The 16,875-nt window shown below is 70.9% G+C and carries 16 protein-coding genes; 6 read left to right on the top strand and 10 right to left on the bottom strand.

The features are described from left to right. Positions 1-87 precede the first annotated feature (87 nt). The 5 genes from AMK25_RS13990 to AMK25_RS13970 all read right to left on the bottom strand — a co-directional run bounded on the left by AMK25_RS13990 (position 88) and on the right by AMK25_RS13970 (position 3,047). Positions 88-582, bottom strand: coding sequence for a GNAT family N-acetyltransferase (locus AMK25_RS13990; RefSeq protein WP_073828818.1), 495 nt, complete (start codon positions 580-582; stop codon positions 88-90). 87 nt (positions 583-669) lie between these two features. Then, a complete protein-coding gene (locus tag AMK25_RS13985) occupies positions 670-1,401 on the bottom strand; it encodes a class I SAM-dependent methyltransferase (RefSeq protein ID WP_073828817.1) in 732 nt (243 codons plus the stop codon). A 206-nt stretch (positions 1,402-1,607) separates the two neighbouring features. Continuing rightward, on the bottom strand, positions 1,608-2,321 hold the full coding sequence (locus AMK25_RS13980; protein WP_073828816.1) for a SanA/YdcF family protein: 714 nt from the start codon (positions 2,319-2,321) through the stop codon (positions 1,608-1,610). Between the two features lie 23 nt (positions 2,322-2,344). After that, positions 2,345-2,707 (bottom strand): PH domain-containing protein, encoded by a 363-nt coding sequence (locus AMK25_RS13975; protein ID WP_018784695.1) that lies wholly within the window; start codon positions 2,705-2,707, stop codon positions 2,345-2,347. 31 nt (positions 2,708-2,738) lie between these two features. After that, on the bottom strand, positions 2,739-3,047 hold the full coding sequence (locus AMK25_RS13970; RefSeq protein ID WP_073828815.1) for a 4a-hydroxytetrahydrobiopterin dehydratase: 309 nt from the start codon (positions 3,045-3,047) through the stop codon (positions 2,739-2,741). A 184-nt stretch (positions 3,048-3,231) separates the two neighbouring features. On the opposite strand from AMK25_RS13970, the gene AMK25_RS13965 reads away from it, so the two are divergent. Further along, on the top strand, positions 3,232-3,672 hold the full coding sequence (locus AMK25_RS13965) for a (deoxy)nucleoside triphosphate pyrophosphohydrolase (RefSeq protein WP_073828814.1): 441 nt from the start codon (positions 3,232-3,234) through the stop codon (positions 3,670-3,672). Between the two features lie 101 nt (positions 3,673-3,773). Here the strand turns inward: AMK25_RS13965 and AMK25_RS13960 are convergent, their stop codons facing one another. From AMK25_RS13960 to AMK25_RS13940, 5 genes are all read right to left on the bottom strand, one after another. Beyond that, positions 3,774-4,883 (bottom strand): succinate dehydrogenase/fumarate reductase iron-sulfur subunit, encoded by a 1,110-nt coding sequence (locus AMK25_RS13960; RefSeq protein WP_073828813.1) that lies wholly within the window; start codon positions 4,881-4,883, stop codon positions 3,774-3,776. Next, positions 4,883-6,796 carry a fumarate reductase/succinate dehydrogenase flavoprotein subunit gene (locus tag AMK25_RS13955; RefSeq protein ID WP_073828812.1) on the bottom strand — a complete coding sequence of 638 codons (1,914 nt, stop codon included), beginning with the start codon at positions 6,794-6,796 and terminating at the stop codon, positions 4,883-4,885. The genes AMK25_RS13960 and AMK25_RS13955 overlap by 1 nt, the downstream gene beginning before the upstream one ends. A 10-nt stretch (positions 6,797-6,806) precedes the next feature. After that, complete coding sequence (locus AMK25_RS13950; RefSeq protein ID WP_073828811.1) at positions 6,807-7,628, bottom strand: hypothetical protein; 822 nt, start codon at positions 7,626-7,628, stop codon at positions 6,807-6,809. Positions 7,629-7,857: 229 nt separating this feature from the next. After that, a complete protein-coding gene (locus tag AMK25_RS13945) occupies positions 7,858-9,267 on the bottom strand; it encodes a TldD/PmbA family protein (RefSeq protein ID WP_073828810.1) in 1,410 nt (469 codons plus the stop codon). Positions 9,268-9,343: 76 nt separating this feature from the next. After that, positions 9,344-10,780, bottom strand: coding sequence for a TldD/PmbA family protein (locus AMK25_RS13940; protein WP_073828809.1), 1,437 nt, complete (start codon positions 10,778-10,780; stop codon positions 9,344-9,346). Between the two features lie 198 nt (positions 10,781-10,978). Here AMK25_RS13940 and AMK25_RS13935 point away from each other — a divergent pair, with 198 nt between their 5' ends. The 5 genes from AMK25_RS13935 (at position 10,979) to AMK25_RS13915 (ending at position 16,869) form a co-directional block, all read left to right on the top strand. Beyond that, a complete protein-coding gene (locus AMK25_RS13935; RefSeq protein WP_073828808.1) occupies positions 10,979-12,556 on the top strand; it encodes a hypothetical protein in 1,578 nt (525 codons plus the stop codon). 189 nt (positions 12,557-12,745) lie between these two features. Continuing rightward, the gene (locus AMK25_RS13930; protein ID WP_073828807.1) at positions 12,746-13,849 is read left to right on the top strand and encodes an ABC transporter ATP-binding protein; all 1,104 of its coding nucleotides are present in this window, start codon (positions 12,746-12,748) and stop codon (positions 13,847-13,849) included. After that, positions 13,846-14,868 (top strand): ABC transporter ATP-binding protein, encoded by a 1,023-nt coding sequence (locus tag AMK25_RS13925; protein WP_073828806.1) that lies wholly within the window; start codon positions 13,846-13,848, stop codon positions 14,866-14,868. The genes AMK25_RS13930 and AMK25_RS13925 overlap by 4 nt, the downstream gene beginning before the upstream one ends. Next, positions 14,865-15,869 (top strand): ABC transporter permease, encoded by a 1,005-nt coding sequence (locus AMK25_RS13920; protein WP_073828805.1) that lies wholly within the window; start codon positions 14,865-14,867, stop codon positions 15,867-15,869. Before AMK25_RS13925 ends, AMK25_RS13920 begins: the two co-directional genes overlap by 4 nt. Positions 15,870-15,882: 13 nt before the next feature. Next, complete coding sequence (locus AMK25_RS13915; RefSeq protein ID WP_073828804.1) at positions 15,883-16,869, top strand: ABC transporter permease; 987 nt, start codon at positions 15,883-15,885, stop codon at positions 16,867-16,869. Positions 16,870-16,875 lie beyond the last annotated feature (6 nt).

The raw sequence follows: 16,875 nt of genomic DNA, 5'->3' as shown, positions 1-16,875 counted from the left end.
CGGCCGCTCACGGCTCGCACGCCCTGGTACGCCGGCACCTGGTCGGCGGCTGACCGGCCGTCCCGGTGATCAGCGACGGCAGCCGGCTCAGGTGATGCGCGGGCTGCGGCGTTCGAGCAGAGTCACGTCGCGCCAGAGGCCGTGGTGCCTGCCGACCCGTTCCCGGGTGCCGACCACGCGGAAGCCGCACGTCGCGTGCAGTGCGAGGCTCGCGGCGTTCTCCGGGAACACGCCGGACTGGATGGTCCAGATCCCGGCCGCCTCGGTCGAGGCGATCAACGCCTCCAGCAGCGCCCGGCCGACCCCGCGCCCACGCCCGCGCGGGTGCACGTAGACGGAGTGCTCGACCACACCGGCGTAGACGCAGCGGTCGGAGACCGCGGAGCAGGCCACCCAGCCGAGCACGTCGCCGTTCTCGTCGAGCGCCACCCAGCGGTGGCCGGGCAGGCGGGTGGCGGTGAACCGCGCCCAGTCGGGCGGCTCGGTCTCGAACGTGGCGTTCCCCTCGGCGATGCCCAGGCGGTAGATCTCCAGCACGGCGTCGGCGTGCGAGTCGTCCATGGCGGCGACGGTGACGGTCATCGGTTCCCCCTGTCCGGACCCGGCGGTCGTCAGCGTAGTCGCGCGTCGAGGGGCCGGGACGGGATGCCCGGCCCCTCGACGTGAGCGCTACCGCCGCCGGTAGACGGAGATGTGCGAGCGGCTGTCCGCGTCGAACGGCGACCGGTCCCAGTCGGCGTACCGCTCGGTGAGCTGCAGCCCGGCCCGCTCCGCCAGCTCGTCGACCTGCTCCGGCCAGGCGTAGCGCATCGCGAACGGCTTCAGGTGCACGCCGGAGGCGTCGAACGTGACGGTCTGCCGCACGAACGTCTGCGCCGCCCGGTCGTACCGGTGCAGGCGGATGGTGGCCGAGTCCTCGGTCACCTCCCGCACCTGGATCTGCTCGTCCCGGTCGAAGTCCGCCGGGTCGGGCACGAAGGTCTCGATGACGAACGCCCCGCCGGGCGCGAGCACCCGGGCGACGTTGCGGAAGCAGGCCGCCTGGCGTTCCTCGGACACCAGGTTGAACAGCGTGTTGAACACCAGGAAGACCAGACGGTACGGCCCGGTGACCGGGACGTCCGCCATGTCGCCGATGGTGACGGGCAGGTCCGCGCCGCCCGGCTTGGCGCGCAGGTGCGCGACCATCTCCGGGGACGCCTCGACGCCCTCCACGGTCAGACCGCGGGCGGCCAGCGGCAGGGCCACCCGGCCGGTGCCGACTGCCAGTTCGAGCACCGGGCCGCCGTCGGCCAGCGGCGCGAGGAAGTCGACGGCCGGGGCCGGGTCGGGATTGCCGGGGCCGTCGTAGGTGTCGGCCCAGAGCCGGCCGAACAGGCCGGGATCGTCGAAGACGGACATCACACGCCCTCCCGTCGGGCGGAAGGGGCAGGACGCGGCGCGAGGTCAGCGACCTCCGCCGGAATGGGGTACGGAAACACGAAGCCTCGTTTCGGCAAGGGTGACGACGGGTCGGCTGGGCTTCGCAGCGTGTGGCATGGCGGTGCTCCCTCCGGTCGGCTTCGAGGGGTCCAGCAGACCAGGAGCCGTGCCGGGGGACAACCGGATTACGCCCGTAGCGCGTCGTCCACACCGGTCTCCCGGCGGCCGAGGTGCACCGGGTCACGCCCGCTGAGCACGTCCACGGCGGCCTTGACGCAGGCGGCGTACTCCCGGGTGGAGCTGATCCGCCACTGGTCGGCGTACCGGCGGGCGGTGTCGTCGCCGACGCCGACGGCCTCGATGCCGGCGTCCCGGCAGAGCGCCACCGCGCGCGGCAGGTGGAACGACTGGGTGACCACTGTGGCCCGCCGGACTCCGAAGACGCGGTGCGCGCGGACGCACGAGTCGTACGTGTCGAAGCCGGCGTGGTCCAGCACCGTCTTCTCCGCCGGGACGCCCCGGTCGACGAGCCAGCGCCGCATCGCGTCCGGCTCGTCGTAGTCCCAGTCCATGTGGTCGCCGGAGAGCAGGAGCACCTGGACCTTGCCGGCGGCGTACAACTGGCGGGCGATCTCCAGCCGGCCGGCGAGGAACGGCGCCGGGCTGCCGTCCGGCTCCACCTTGGTGCCCAGCACCAGTGCCACCGGCGTCTCGGGCACGTCCGCGGCGTCGAACAGGCGGCCCTCGGCGGCGCCGCGGACCCAGGTCACGCTGGCGATCGTGGCGGCGCCCAGCAGCATCACGGCGGCCGTGGCGAGCACCAGGAGGCGACGGATCAGGCGTACGGCCCGGCGATGGTCGCCCCGCCAGGCCCGCCACCGCGCCGTCAGCCCTCGCATGGCGGCGATTGTGCCAGCGCGGGTCAGGAGATGTGGTGCAGGATCACGTTGTGCACGTGGTGGCTCTTCTCCGCGCCCCGGAACTCCACCTCGTAGGTGTGCGTGCCGACGTGCACAGCGATCGACCCGGTGGAGAAGAACGAGCCGCCCCAGGACTTGTTGCTCACCACGCTCACGCTGGTGATCTTCGAGTATGGGATGCTGGTGATCGCGTAGCGCTTGCCGACGAAGGAGCGGTCCTGGATGATCACCCGCCGGTCGGTCAGGCCGATGAAGCCGGTGCCGGTGCCCACCGCGTCGTAGACGGCGATGATCTGCTCACCGGGCAGCAGCCCGCTCTGGATCTGCTGGAACTGTTCCTTGCGGTCGTACGTGGGGCCAGACATGTACCCGAGGGTAGGCGGGGCGCGCCAGCGCTCAGGTCTCGGTGACCGCGCGGACCGCGTCCTCGATGCGCGCCGCGAGCAGCACCTCACCCTCGGTGAGTGGCTCGCCGTCGCCGTGGCCCAGCCGGATCTGGGTACGATCGGCCCGGCGGCTGATCTCCGGGCGCAGCCGCAGCGCGTCGGCGACCACCGCGACCCGCTCGGTGAGCGCGGCGTGCTGGGTGTCGTCGAGGACGATCGTGCGGCGGATCTGTTCGCCCTCGCGCGTCCATCCCGACAGCAGGGCGAGTGCGTCGCTGAGGTAGTCGTGCTTCGCACGGCCGCTGAACAGCACGCGCATCACCGCACCTCCCAGGCGTCGTTGCCGGCTTGTGGCCAAATCGTCGCCATCCCGTGTCCCAGTCGACGCCCTCTAGTCTCTCGCCACTCAGATGGTGTGTCCACGCCCACACTTCCGTGTTCTGCTGACCTGACGGCCGACGCGGCTACCCAAACCGCCGATTGATCTGGCACGCTGGTGGCCCGTGCGGACCGAACGGATTAGCGGGAACGGGCAGGCCGACCGGCGGGAGCCGAGGGTGGTCGTCGGAGCCGCGATCATCGAGGGCGGCCGGGTGCTGGCGTGCGAGCGCTCCGCGCCCCCCGAGGTGGCGGGCCGGTGGGAGTTCCCCGGCGGAAAGGTCGAGCCGGGTGAGGCCGAGACCGACGCGCTGGCCCGCGAGTGCGCCGAGGAACTGGGCGTACGGGTGGCTGTCGGCGCCCGCGTCGGCCGCGACGTACGGATGGCTCATGGCCGGTCCGTGCTGCGCGTCTACGCCGCCCGGCTGCTCCATGGCGACCAGCCGAAGGCCCTGGAGCACGCGGAGCTGCGCTGGCTCTCCGCCGCCGAGCTGGACAGCGTCGACTGGCTGCCGGCCGACGTGCCGATCGTGGCCGCGCTGCGCCCGCTGCTCGCCGCCGACTGAGTGCGGCGGGCCGAACCGGGCGTCGAGTCGGACAGCCCGGCCGAAACGGGACGAGGGCCGGCGGCGTGTGCCGCTGGCCCCCGTCGTCGTCGCGCTGCTGCTCAGTGCTTCGGCTCGTCCTGCTGCGGGTGAGCGAAGTTGAGGTGCTCCGGGGGCAGCGGGAACGTCACGTCGTCGCCGAACGGCGACGGCGCGGCGGCCCGGTTGAACGTCAGCTCGGTCAGCGGCAGCTTGCCGTTGGCGTCCACCGCCGGGGCGGTCGGGTGCGGCACCTCACGGTGCCAGTTGACGCCCTGCTGGGCCTGCCGCTCGGCGGCGCTGTCGTGCGAGCCGCCCGCGTGCGAGTGCACCCCGCCGTGCGAGTGCGTCCCGCCGGAGTGCGCGTGCGCCCCGCCGTGCGCCCCTCCGGACGTGACGGCACCGCTGGAATGCCCGCTGGTCGCGCTGGTCTGAGGCACCTGACCCCTCCGGAAGATCTTGTTACCGAGCCACACAAGGGGATCGTACCTGCGGTCGACGACCCGTTCCTTCATGGGGATGATCCCGTTGTCGGTGATCTTGATGTGCTCGGGGCAGACCTCGGTGCAGCACTTGGTGATGTTGCAGAAGCCGAGTCCCATGTCGGACTGCGCGTACTCCCGGCGGTCGGTACGGGCGTCCAGCGGGTGCATGTCCAGCTCGGCCGCCCGGATGAAGAACCGGGGGCCGGAGAACGCCGGCTTGTTCTCCTCGTGGTCACGGATCACGTGGCAGACGTTCTGGCACAGGAAGCACTCGATGCACTTGCGGAACTCCTGCGAGCGCTCCACGTCGACCTGCTGCATCCGGTAGTCGCCGGGCGCCACGTCGGCCGGCGGCGCGAACGCCGGGGTCTCCCGGGCCTTCTCGTAGTTGAACGAGACGTCGGTGACCAGGTCCCGGATCACCGGGAACGTGCGCAGCGGGGTCACCGTGACGGTCTCGGCCTCCTCGAACGTCGACATCCGGGTCATGCAGCCCAGCCGCGGCTTGCCGTTGATCTCCATGGAGCAGGAGCCGCACTTGCCGGCCTTGCAGTTCCACCGGCACGCCAGGTCGGGCGCCTCGGTGGCCTGGAGCCGGTGGATCACGTCGAGGACCACCTCGCCCTCGTTGACCTCGACCGTGTAGTCCTTCAGGTCGCCGCCGGTCTCGTCGCCCCGCCAGATGCGGAACTGGCGCTTGTTTCCCATCAGTTGTTCGCCTCCTCGGTGAGGGCGTCGAACTCGGCGAGTTCCTCGTCGGTCAGGTACTTGGCCAGCTCGGCCCGGTCGAACAGCCCGATCAGCTCCGGCCGCATCTTCGGCAGCGGCTTGTGGGTCAGCCGGACCGTCTCCCCGTCCAGCGAGCAGACCAGGTTGACGCCGCGCCACTTCGGGTCCATCGCCGGGTAGTCCTCCCGGGTGTGCCCGCCGCGCGACTCCTGCCGCTCCAGCGCCGCCATCGCGGTGCACTCCGAGACCACGAGCATGTTGCGCAGGTCCAGCGCGAGGTGCCAGCCCGGGTTGTAGCGCCGGCCGCCGACCGCGCTCACCTTCGCCACCCGTTCCCGCAGCTCGGCCAGTCTGCGCATGGCGTCTGCGAGCTCGCCCTCCCGGCGGATGATGCCGACCAGGTCGCCCATGACCACCTGGAGGTCCTGCTGGAGCTGGTAGGGGCTCTCGCCGGTGTCGCGCTGCAACGGCGCCAGCGCCGTCTCCACGGCGGCCTCCACCGCCGCCACCGACACCGCCGGGCGGCTGGTGAGCTGATCGGTGTACGTGGCCGCGTGCCCGCCCGCGCGCTTGCCGAAGACCAGCAGGTCGGACAGGGAGTTGCCGCCGAGCCGGTTGGAGCCGTGCATGCCGCCGGACACCTCGCCGGCGGCGTAGAGCCCGCGCACCGTGCCGAACGCCGCGCCGGAGTCCGGGTCCACCTCGACGCCGCCCATCACGTAGTGACAGGTCGGGCCGACCTCCATCGGCTCCTTGGTGATGTCGACGTCGGCCAGCTCCTTGAACTGGTGGTACATCGACGGGAGGCGGCGGCGGATCTCCTCGGCCGACTTGCGGGAGGCGATGTCCAGGTAGACGCCGCCGGCCGGCGTACCCCGGCCTTCCTTGACCTCGCTGTTGATCGCGCGGGCGACCTCGTCACGGGGCAGCAGCTCCGGCGGACGCCGGTTGTTGTCCGGGTCGGTGTACCAGCGGTCCGCCTCCTCCTCGGTCTCCGCGTACTGCTTGCGGAACACGTCGGGGACGTAGTCGAACATGAACCGCTTGCCCTCGGAGTTCTTCAGCACCCCGCCGTCGCCGCGTACCGATTCGGTGACCAGGATGCCCTTCACCGAGGGCGGCCAGACCATGCCGGTCGGGTGGAACTGGAGGAACTCCATGTTGATCAGCGTCGCCCCGGCGCGCAGCGCCAGCGCGTGACCGTCCCCTGTGTACTCCCAGGAGTTCGAGGTGACCTTGTAGGACCGTCCGACGCCGCCGGTGGCGAGCACCACGGCGGGCGCCTCGAACAGGACGAACTCGCCGGACTCGCGGTAGTAGCCGAACGCGCCGGCGACGCGGTCACCGTCGAGCAGCAGCTCGGTGATCGTGGTCTCGGAGAAGACCCGGATCCGCGCGTCGTAGCTGCCGAACTCCTGCTTGTCCTCCTGCTGGAGCGAGACGATCTTCTGCTGGAGCGTACGGATCAGTTCCAGGCCGGTCCGGTCGCCGACGTGCGCCAGGCGCGGGTACTCGTGGCCACCGAAGTTGCGCTGCGAGATCTTCCCGTCCTTGGTGCGGTCGAACAGCGCGCCGTACGTCTCCAGCTCCCAGATCCGCTGCGGCGCCTCCTTGGCGTGCAACTCGGCCATCCGGAAGTTGTTGAGGAACTTGCCGCCGCGCATGGTGTCCCGGAAGTGCACCTGCCAGTTGTCGCGCGAGTTCACGTTGCCCATCGCGGCGGCGGCGCCGCCCTCGGCCATCACCGTGTGCGCCTTGCCGAACAGCGACTTCGAGATGATCGCGGTCTTCTTGCCGGCCAGCCGGGCCTCGATCGCCGCGCGCAGGCCGGCGCCACCGGCCCCGATCACGACGACGTCGTAGTGGTGTCGTTCGATTCGCGTCTCAGTCATGTCCAGGCTCTCAGTTGATGAACCGCAGGTCGTTGATCCAGCCGGCGGCGACCGCCATCACGTAGAAGTCGGTGAGGGCCAGGGTGCCCAGGGTGATCCAGGCGAGCTGCATGTGCCGGACGTTCAACCAGGACACCCCGGTCCACGCCTTGTAGCGCATCGGGTGCTTGGAGAAGTGCTTGAGCCGCCCGCCGATGATGTGCCGGCAGGAGTGGCAGGAGATCGTGTACGCCCACAGCATCACCACGTTGCCGACCAGGATGATGTTGCCCAGGCCGAAGCCGAAGCCCTCGGGGGAGTGGAAGGCCAGGATCGCGTCCCAGGTGTTGACCAGCGAGATGATCGCGGCGGCGTAGAAGAAGTAGCGGTGCAGGTTCTGCCCGAGCAGCGGGAACCGCGTCTCGCCGCTGTACGACTGGTGCCCGTCCGGCACCGCGCAGGCCGGCGGCGACAGCCAGAACGACCGGTAGTACGCCTTGCGGTAGTAGTAGCAGGTCAGCCGGAACAGCAGCAGGAACGGCAGGGTGAGCGCCGCGTCCGGGATGATCCACCAGCCGGGCAGGAACTGGCCGAAGTGCGAGGAGCCCTCGACGCAGCGGTCGGTGACACAGGGGGAGTAGAACGGTGTCAGGTAGTGGTACTGCTCGACCCAGTACCACTTGTGCATGAAGACCCGGACCGTCGCGTAGATGACCCAGGCGCTGAGCCCGACCACGGTGATCAGCGGAGCGAACCACCACCTGTCGGTCCGCAAGGTCTTCGCCGCGATGGCGGCGCGCGCCCGCCCTCCCCGCGGCTGCGATCTCGGCGTCTTGGCCGACGTAGTTGTCATTCGAGTCATCTCCCTGACGTCACTGTCACGTCTTGCGCACGCACGAGGCCACACCGGCGAACCGGTGCGGCTAAGTGACACACGTTACGCCGATCTTCACGGCCCGGCCGCGCAACGCAGTGTCCCGTGTGTCCCGCAGCTTGGAAAGAGTCACTTCATGATCAATGTGGCGGGTCGGTCGAACGGTGCGCCGGACCGGCGCCGCGGTGCGCCCGGCGGCCCGCCGGGATCACCCGGACGCGCCGCCGGTGAAGTGCCAGGAGGACAGCCGCAACGCCGGCGCCTCGTACCAGGACCCGTCGACCCGGCCCGGCTGCCGGACCGGTGCCCGGCCCAGGCCCAGCACCCGCCCCGGCCCCAGCGCCCGCGGGTACGACTCGGTGAACCGGAAGTCGCGCACCGCCCGGGTCGGCACGCCGTCCTCGACCAGCCACACCCCGTTGCGGGTCAACCCGGTGACCACCAACTGCTTCGGGTCCAGCACCCGCGTGTACCAGAAGTCGCTCACCAGCAGCCCACGCCGCATCCCGGCCACCAGCGCGGCCGTGTCCGGGTCGCCCACCGCTCCGGTGACGCCCGCGCTCACCGGCCCGGCCGCGACGGTCGCGCCCGCATCGGCGACGCCCGGGTCCGCCAGCAGGCGGATGTTGTGCGGGATCGGCCCGAAGGTCGCGCTACCCGGCATACCGTGGCCGGTGGACCCGGCACCCGCCTCCGCGCCGCCGCGCCTGTCGTACGCCACCGCCCGGGTGGTGCCCGCCTGCACCAGCGGCAGCGCCCGCCGGGGCGTGCCCTCCAGGTCGAACGGCAGCGTGCCGGCGTGCAGCGGGTCGTCCACCAGCGTCACCAGCGGGTCGAACTGGGCGGTGCCGGGCTCGGCGAAGGACTGCCGTTCTGCGTACCGCTTGCCGTTGAAGCCGAACCAGGCGAGGTTCTGCAGCAGGTCGGCGACGGCGGCCGGTTCGAGCACCACCTCGTAGTGTCCGGGCGGCAGCTCGACCGGGTCGGCCGCGGCCCGTGCATTCGCCGCCGCGTGCGCGCCGAGCGCCGCGCCGTCGAGGTCGGCGAGCCGGTCGGCGCAGAGCCGCGCCACCCCGTCCGCCGCGCCGGCGCGGGCGATGCCGTCCATGGCCGCCTCGGCCGCGCTTCCGGCCGCCGTGTGCCCGGCCGAGTTGGCGAACGCCCCCGACCGGTACGCGGTGCGGCAGTAGCCGGCCGCCTCCAGCCCGTCGACCGCGTCCACGAACGCGCGTACCCGCTCGGCCCGCTCGTCGGGTGAGGCGAACGCGGTGGCCTCGTCGACGGCCGGGCCGGACGGCGTCGCGGTCGGCGCGGTCAGCCCCGGCCAGGCCGGGTCGGGCGGCGCGAGCCGGGCCGCGGCCCGGGTCCGCTCGACGAGCGCGGCCAGCCCGTCGGCGTCGGCCCGGCTGCCGCTGCCGGTCGCGGTCCGCCCGTCGACGTGCAACCGCAGGTGTACGGCGACGCCGGTCTCGGCCACGTTCTGGTGGATGAACGAGTTGGCGAACCGGGTCAGCGCCAGATCGGAGCGGGTCACCAGCACCTCGGCCTCGGCATCCGCCCCGGCCGTACGCCGGACCAGGTCCACCACCCCGGCGGCGATCCCCAGTTCGGCGCTCATGCCGGCACTCCGCTTCGCTCCGTGCCGTCATGAGGCACTGCCGCCCTGAGCCTGCTGATTCGCTCGCTGCGCTCGCTCATGCGCGCACCCCCACCCGGACGCCGCGGAACCGGGCCGGCGCGGCCGGATGGCCGGTGTGCCCGACCTGGCCGGGCTGCCCCTTGCCGCAGTTGGGCGTGCCCCAGGCGACGGTCTCGGAGGAGAGCATGTCCATCGAGCGCCAGAAGACCGGCCCGATTCCGGTGTACGTCGGGTTGCGCAGCATCCGCCCCCGACGGCCCTTCTTCACCTCCCAGCCGACCTCGCAGCCGAACTGGAAGTTGAGCCGCTTGTCGTCGATCGACCAGGACCTGTTGATGTCCATCAGCACCCCGTCGTCGGTGGCCGCGATGATCTCGTCCAGCGTGTGCGGGCCGGGCTCCAGGCCCACGTTCGTCATCCGCACCATCGGCAGACGCGCCCAGCCGTCGGCCCGTACGCTGCCGCCGTAGTCCAGGCCGGCGACGGCGGCCGAGTCCCGGCCGGCGAGCACCCCCACCCACCGCCCTTCGCGGACCGCGTCCCGGGCCACCGCGGGGGAGCCCTCGTCGTCGTAACCGAAGCTGCCCAGCGCGCCGGGGATGGTCGGGTCGATGGTCACGTTCATCAGCTCCGAGCCGTAGCGCAGCGACCCGAGCCGGGCGAGGTCGAGCCAGGACGTGCCGGCGAACGCCGCCTCCCAGCCGAGGATGCGGTCCAGCTCGATGGCGTGCCCGACCGACTCGTGGATCTGCAGGGCGAGCTGCTCGCCGCCGAGGATCAGGTCGGTCTCGCCGGCCGGGCAGAGCGGGGCGGTAAGCAGCTCGCGGGACTCCTCGGCGATCCGGGCGGCGTGCGCGGCCAGGTCCAGCGAGGTGACCAGCTCCCAGCCGGTCGTGCCGTACTGCCCCCGGTAGCTCGGGTAGGACCGGCGCTGCGTCTCGCCGTCGCCGATCGACGTGGCGGAGATGCCGCCGCCGCACTCCCGGATGTGCTGGTCGATCCGATGGCCCTCGCTGGAGACGAACCACTTCGTGGTGTCCCAGATCTGGTAGAGCCCCTCGGCCAGGTCGGCGCCGTGCTCACGCATCGTGGCGGTGGCGCGGACCAGCAGGTCACCCTTGTCCGACAGCGGCACCCCGAGCGGGTCGACGGCGCACTCCGAGACCCAGCTCGCCACCGCCGCCTCGGCCGGCACCAGGTCGATCGGCGGGCCGGGAACCCGCGCGCTCGCGGTGGCGATCGCCGCGGCGCGCCGGCCGGCGTCGCGGGCCGCCGCGTCGGACAGATCGGGTACGGCGTGGAAGCCCCACCCCGATCCGACGAGCGCGCGTACGCCCAGCCCGATGCTCTCGTCCTGGCTCAGCTCCTCGATGTCGCCGTTGCGCGCCGACATCGACTCGTAGCGGCGGTGCATGACCCGGGCGTCGGCGTACCGGGCGCCCGCGTCGAGGGCGGCCTGGACGGCGGCGGTCGCCGCGTCGAACTCGCTCATGCGCCCGACCTTAGGCCAGCGCACCGACATCCGTCAGGGGACGACGTCATCCGACCGGCTCCGAGGTGGGCTGTGGTGAAATCGATGCCGACCTGCGCGTGAACGGGACAACCCGAGTCGCCGGACGCTGATAAGTAATGGTCCATGTCTGCCACTTCCGGGCACCGACTACTCCGCGGTGCGTTGACGCTCGTCGTCATGGTCGCCGCAACCATGTTCGGTGCCACTGCCGCCCACGCCGCGGCCCCGCGACTCAAGCTCACCGCCCTCGCCTTCACCAACGACACGGTCGACGCCACCGGCGACTACGCCAGCAACAAGCTCACCTGGACGGTCACCAACACCGACCCGGAGGCCGGCTCCATCTTCGGCACCGTCACCATGCGCATGCGCAGCACCGTCAGCGGTGAACTGGTCGGTCACGACATGGTCGCGCGCTACGCGTACCAGGAGACCTGCTGCGGTGACGGTGTGTACGAGTCGGGCACGCCGCAGGAGTCCACCTACTCCTTCGACCTTCCGGTGCGGGCCTACTCCGACGCGGACACCGCGATCTGGGAGGTCACGAAGGTCACCATAGGTTCCCAGGGCACCACCATCACGGTCTCGGGCACCCGCCTCCAGGCGTTCGGTTACCGGTTCACGGCCCGGACGCTGATCGACTCGTCGGGGCCGAGCGCCGACTCCATCTCGCTGAGCTCCCCGGTGCGCCGTCCCTACTTCTACGTGGGGAACGGCGCGGCCACTGTGACCTACGACTTCACCGTGCAGGACGGGCAGTCCGGCTTCTGGAAGGGCACCATCCGGCTGGCCGGTCCGGGCGGCGCGAGCGTCACCACCGCCTTCACCTGGGAGCGGGACGAGTACAGCACCGGGCTGCGATGCGGCCGGGTCACCGGCGGCCAGCAGGACGGCATCTACATGCCGTGCGTGCTCGACGTGACCGTGCCCGCGGATGCCGCCACCGGCAACTGGCGGGTTGCCGCGTTGGTGCTGCGCAACAACGCCGGCGGGACGACCACCTACAAGAACCCGACCGCGCCGTCCGTCACCACGACGACCAACTCGACAGTACGGGCCAGCGACTTCGCGATCGAGCCGAACCCGGTGGACAACTGGCGTGACTCGGTGATGACCGACATCACCATGGTCGTGACCGACACCCGCAAGGGTCTGTCGACAGTGCAGCTCGATCTCGTCGGCGGCTGCCAGCAGTGGGGTCTCCCGACCACCAGGGCGGACGGTCGTGTCGCCGTCAAGGTCATGGTGTATCAGCAGACCGCGCAGTGTGAGGTCGAGGGCTTGGCGGTGATCGACGGTGCCGGCAACGTCGCGCTCTACGGAAGCATGTACGGCGCGCCGGATCCGGATCTGACGATCACGCGGGTGCCGAGCACCGAGCCGCCGACGGCCCGCAGCGCCAGCCTCGACCCGTCCTCGCTGCCGGTGAGCGAGGTGGGGCAGACCTCGATCAAGCTCACCATCGACGCCGATGTGAAGGTCGCACCGATCACCGGCGTGAGCGTCTACGTGTACGACGCCAACGGCGAGGTGGTGTCCCAGTCGGGTGGGGGTAGCAGCCAGGCCCCCGACGGGACGCTTACCGCGTGGCTCTACCTTCCGTGGTGGCAGGATCTGCCCGCCGGGGCGTACACGGTGGGCTTCGAGCTGAGCGACGCCGCCCGGAACAGCACCGCCTGGAACATGCCGGATCGCTCGAACAGCCGCACGCTTCCCGGCGGCCCGGTGGTCCTCACCCTCACCGCCGCAGGCTGATGTCTCCCGGTGGGCGGGCCGAGCCCCGCCCACCGGGAGCGCGGGTGGTGGGTCTGGCTCTGCGGCAGGATCGGCGGACCAGAAACCATGTCGTTACGCTACGGCCGCTGACAGACCGCTCGATGTAGCTTATTTTCGCCTCCTGGGTTTTCCTGTAGGTTCTCTTCATCACCGAAGGGGAGGCGGTCAATGGGCAGGTCGGAGGCGGTGCCGTCCGGGGAGCCGGACCGTCCGGAGGTGCCGGAGCAGCGCTCCGGCGACGGGCCCTATCTCCAGGTCAGAGACCTGCGGGTGCGGTTCGACACCGAGGACGGCGTGGTCAAGGCCGTGGACGGCGTGTCGTTCGCTGTTGAGCGGGGCCGCACGCTCGGGATCGTGGGGGAGTCCGGGTCCGGCAAGAGTGTCACGTCGCTGGCGATCCTGGGTCTGCACAACGCGAAGCGCACGACCATCTCCGGGGAGATCTCCGTGGGTGGGCGTCAGTTGGTCGGGCTGGCCGAGGAGGAGATTCGTCGGTTGCGGGGCCGGGACATGGCGATGATTTTTCAGGATCCGTTGTCGGCGTTGCATCCGTACTACTCGGTCGGGCGGCAGATTGCCGAGGCGTACCGGGTGCACCATCCGAGGGCCGGGAAGCGGGAGGCGCGGGCTCGGGCGGTGGACATGCTGGACCGGGTCGGTATTCCGCAGCCGGCGAAGCGGTTCGATCAGTACCCGCACGAGTTCTCGGGTGGGATGCGGCAGCGGGCGATGATCGCGATGGCGTTGGTGAACGATCCGGATCTGTTGATCGCTGACGAGCCGACGACGGCGTTGGACGTGACGGTGCAGGCGCAGATTCTGGATCTGCTGGCGGATCTGCAGGAGGAGTTCCGGTCGGCGATCATCCTGATCACGCATGACCTGGGTGTGGTGTCGCAGGTCGCCGATGACGTGCTGGTGATGTACGGCGGGCGGGCGGTGGAGCACGGGAGTGTGGAGCGGGTGTTGCGGGCGCCGCAGCATCCGTACACGTGGGGGTTGCTGTCGAGCGTGCCGTCGTTGCACGGCGACGCGGACGCGGATCTGGTGCCGATCCCCGGCAACCCGCCGTCGTTGATCAACCTGCCGTCCGGGTGCGCGTTCCACCCGCGCTGCCGGTACGCCGACGTCAACGGCGACCGGTCTCGCACCGACGTGCCCGAGCTGGGGCCGGCCGGAGCACCCGGTCACCTGGTGGCCTGCCACCTGTCGGCGGCCGACCGGGAGCGGATCTACCGCGACGAGGTCGCACAGGTGGGGGTGGCCCGATGAGCGCCGAAACCGAGCCGCTGCTGCGGGTACGCGGGCTGACCAAGCACTTTCCGGTGCGGCAGGGCCTGCGGGCGCGGGGTGCGGTGCGGGCGGTGGACGGGCTGGACTTCGACGTGCGGCCGGGTGAGACGCTCGGCCTGGTGGGGGAGTCGGGGTGTGGGAAGACCACGACCGGGCGGATGCTGGTCCGCCTGCTGGAACCCACCTCGGGCAGCATCATGTTCGCGGGGCGGGACATCACCCACGGCGGGCGGCGTGAGTTGCGCGCGCTGCGGCAGGACCTGCAGATCATCTTCCAGGACCCGTACGCCTCGCTGAACCCCCGCCACACGGTCGGGCGGATCGTGGCGATGCCGTTGCAGGTCAACCGGATCACCCCGCCCGGCGGCGTGAAGAAACGGGTCCAGGAGTTGCTGGAACTCGTCGGGTTGAATCCGGAGCATTACAACAGGTATCCGCACGAGTTCTCCGGCGGGCAGCGCCAGCGCATCGGCATCGCCCGCGCCCTGGCGCTCAAACCGAAGCTGATCGTGGCCGACGAGCCGGTCTCGGCGCTGGACGTGTCGATCCAGGCGCAGGTCATCAACCTGCTGCGCGACCTGCAACGCGACCTCGACCTGGCGTTCGTGTTCATCGCCCACGACCTGGCCGTCATCCGCCACTTCTGCCACCGCGTCGCCGTCATGTACCTCGGCAAGATCGTCGAGATCGGCGACCGGGACGACATCTACAACCGCCCTCAGCACCCGTACACCCGGGCGCTGCTGTCCGCGATCCCCGACGTCACCACGCTCGGCCCGGCCGGCCGTATCCGCCTCACCGGTGACGTGCCCACCCCGCTGAACCCGCCGTCGGGCTGCCGCTTCCGTACCCGCTGCTGGAAAGCCACCGACCACTGCGCCGCCGAAGAGCCGGCGCTGGTCACCCGGGACGGCGGCGGGCAGCTCACCGCCTGCCACTACCCGGAGAGCGGACCGGTCGGCGTGCCGACCGGCGAACCCGTGGAGGTGTCGAAATGAGCCTGTCGCCGGTCGAGGGCGTGGCGCTCGCCGAGATCGAGTCCCCCGGGCAGGAGCCGGACGAGAAGAAGCGGCTGGTCGGCCGCTCACCGGGCCAGCTCGTCTGGGCCCGCCTGCGGCGCGACCGCACCGCCATGGTCAGCGGCATCGTGCTGGCCCTGTTCATCCTGGTGGCGGTTGCCGCGCCGCTGATCCAGCGGCTCTACGGCGTGTCGCCGAACCAGCAGTTCGGTGAGCTGCTGGACGCCACCGGCATGCCGCTGGGCTACGTGGGCGGCGTCAGCGGCGACCACTGGTTCGGGCTGGAACCGGGCCTGGGCCGGGACATCTTCATCCGGATGATCTACGGCATCCGGACGTCGCTGCTGATCGCGCTCGGCGCCGCGCTGGTCACCACGACGATCGGCGTGGTGCTCGGGATCGTCGCCGGCTTCCTGGGCGGCGTGGTCGACTCGGTGATCAGCTGGATCACCGACGTCGCGCTGGCGCTGCCGTTCCTCATCTTCGCGCTCGCCGTGGTGCCGACGTTCTCGCTGCGCTTCTACGGCCCCCGGGACGCGGTGCCGACCTGGTTCGCGGTGACCACGCTGATCGTGGTCTTCGCCGCGTTCGGCTGGACCGGAACGGCCCGCCTCGTCCGGGGCCAGGTGGTCTCGCTGCGCGAGCGGGAGTTCGTGGAGGCGGCGCGGGCCAGCGGCGCCGGGCTCGGGCACATGCTGTTCCGGCAGTTGCTGCCGAACATCTGGGCCCCGATCCTGGTGGCGTTCTCGCTCGCCGTGCCGTCGTACGTCACGGGCGAGGCGGCGCTGTCCTTCCTCGGCGTCGGCCTGCCCGAGTCGGTGCCGAGCTTCGGCCGGATGATCTACCGGAGCATCGACTACCTGCAGACAGACCCGGCGTACGTCTTCTTCCCCGGCATCACCATCTTCGCGCTCGTGCTGGCGTTCAACCTCTTCGGCGACGCGCTGCGCGACGCGCTCGACCCGAAGTCGTCACGGTAGGGGGTTCGACGCCATGGTGCGGTTTCTGCTGAAGCGGCTGCTGCTCGCCGTCTCGGTGCTGCTGGCGGTGAGCATCGTCAGCTTCCTCATGTTCTTCGCGCTGCCCCGCGACCCGGTGACCGGCATGTGCCCGAAGAACTGCAACGCCGAGCGGCTGGAACGGGTGCGTACGGAACTGGGGCTCAACGACCCGAAGCCGACGCAGTACGTCAACTACATGAAGGGCATCTTCGTCGGCCGTGACCTCGGCAGCGCGCAGGGCGGCAAGTGCGAGGCGCCCTGCCTCGGCTACTCCTACGTCAACAGCGAATCGGTGACCGACACGTTCGCCCGGGTGCTGCCGGTGACGCTGAACATCGTGCTCCCGGCGGCGGTGCTCTGGCTGGCGCTCGGGGTCGGACTCGGGATGATCTCGGCACTACGGCGGGGCTCGCTGCTCGACCGCATCTCGATCGGGTTGACGCTGACGTTCGCCTCGCTGCAGCTCTACTTCGTCGGCGCCGTGCTGCTGCTGGTCTTCGTGTACTCGCTGAAGATCCTGCCGACACCCCGCTACGTGCCGTTCCTGGAGAATCCGATCGAATGGGCGCGCGGCCTGGTGCTGGCGTGGGTGACGCTCGCGCTGCTCTTCTCCGCGATCTACGCCCGGCTGTCGCGGGCGCAGATGCTGGAGACGCTCTCCGAGGACTTCGTGCGGACCGCGCGGGCCAAGGGCGTGGCGAAACGCAATGTGTACGGACGGCACGCGCTGCGCGCGGCGATCACGCCGATCGTGACGATCGCCGGCATCGACGTCGGCGCGGCGCTGGGCGGCACTGTCATCACCGAGACGACGTTCGGCATCCAGGGGCTGGGGCGTACGGCGGTGGAGGCGGTCCGGCAGGGCGACCTGCCGACCATCATGGCCACCGTCCTGGTGTCGGCGCTGTTCGTTGTGGTGGCGAACATCGTTGTCGATCTGCTCTACGCGTTCATCGATCCGCGAGTGCGTCTGGGCTGATCCGGG

This window comes from Micromonospora sp. TSRI0369 (assembly GCF_001905625.1).
In the GTDB taxonomy this organism is placed as follows: domain Bacteria; phylum Actinomycetota; class Actinomycetes; order Mycobacteriales; family Micromonosporaceae; genus Micromonospora; species Micromonospora echinospora_A.
Note: the sequence above shows the minus strand (reverse complement) of the source record. Positions and strands in the feature narration are given on the sequence as shown.

What these genes read in the sequence shown, in the direction of transcription:
- AMK25_RS13990 (WP_073828818.1), bottom strand. Translation starts at nt 582, where the DNA reads ATGACCGTCACCGTCGCCGCCATGGACGACTCGCACGCCGACGCCGTG.
- AMK25_RS13985 (WP_073828817.1), bottom strand. Translation starts at nt 1,401, where the DNA reads ATGTCCGTCTTCGACGATCCCGGCCTGTTCGGCCGGCTCTGGGCCGAC.
- AMK25_RS13980 (WP_073828816.1), bottom strand. Translation starts at nt 2,321, where the DNA reads ATGCGAGGGCTGACGGCGCGGTGGCGGGCCTGGCGGGGCGACCATCGC.
- AMK25_RS13975 (WP_018784695.1), bottom strand. Translation starts at nt 2,707, where the DNA reads ATGTCTGGCCCCACGTACGACCGCAAGGAACAGTTCCAGCAGATCCAG.
- AMK25_RS13970 (WP_073828815.1), bottom strand. Translation starts at nt 3,047, where the DNA reads ATGCGCGTGCTGTTCAGCGGCCGTGCGAAGCACGACTACCTCAGCGAC.
- AMK25_RS13960 (WP_073828813.1), bottom strand. Translation starts at nt 4,883, where the DNA reads ATGGGAAACAAGCGCCAGTTCCGCATCTGGCGGGGCGACGAGACCGGC.
- AMK25_RS13955 (WP_073828812.1), bottom strand. Translation starts at nt 6,796, where the DNA reads ATGACTGAGACGCGAATCGAACGACACCACTACGACGTCGTCGTGATC.
- AMK25_RS13950 (WP_073828811.1), bottom strand. Translation starts at nt 7,628, where the DNA reads ATGACAACTACGTCGGCCAAGACGCCGAGATCGCAGCCGCGGGGAGGG.
- AMK25_RS13945 (WP_073828810.1), bottom strand. Translation starts at nt 9,267, where the DNA reads ATGAGCGCCGAACTGGGGATCGCCGCCGGGGTGGTGGACCTGGTCCGG.
- AMK25_RS13940 (WP_073828809.1), bottom strand. Translation starts at nt 10,780, where the DNA reads ATGAGCGAGTTCGACGCGGCGACCGCCGCCGTCCAGGCCGCCCTCGAC.
- AMK25_RS13935 (WP_073828808.1), top strand. Translation starts at nt 10,979, where the DNA reads ATGGTCGCCGCAACCATGTTCGGTGCCACTGCCGCCCACGCCGCGGCC.
- AMK25_RS13930 (WP_073828807.1), top strand. Translation starts at nt 12,746, where the DNA reads ATGGGCAGGTCGGAGGCGGTGCCGTCCGGGGAGCCGGACCGTCCGGAG.
- AMK25_RS13925 (WP_073828806.1), top strand. Translation starts at nt 13,846, where the DNA reads ATGAGCGCCGAAACCGAGCCGCTGCTGCGGGTACGCGGGCTGACCAAG.
- AMK25_RS13920 (WP_073828805.1), top strand. Translation starts at nt 14,865, where the DNA reads ATGAGCCTGTCGCCGGTCGAGGGCGTGGCGCTCGCCGAGATCGAGTCC.
- AMK25_RS13915 (WP_073828804.1), top strand. Translation starts at nt 15,883, where the DNA reads ATGGTGCGGTTTCTGCTGAAGCGGCTGCTGCTCGCCGTCTCGGTGCTG.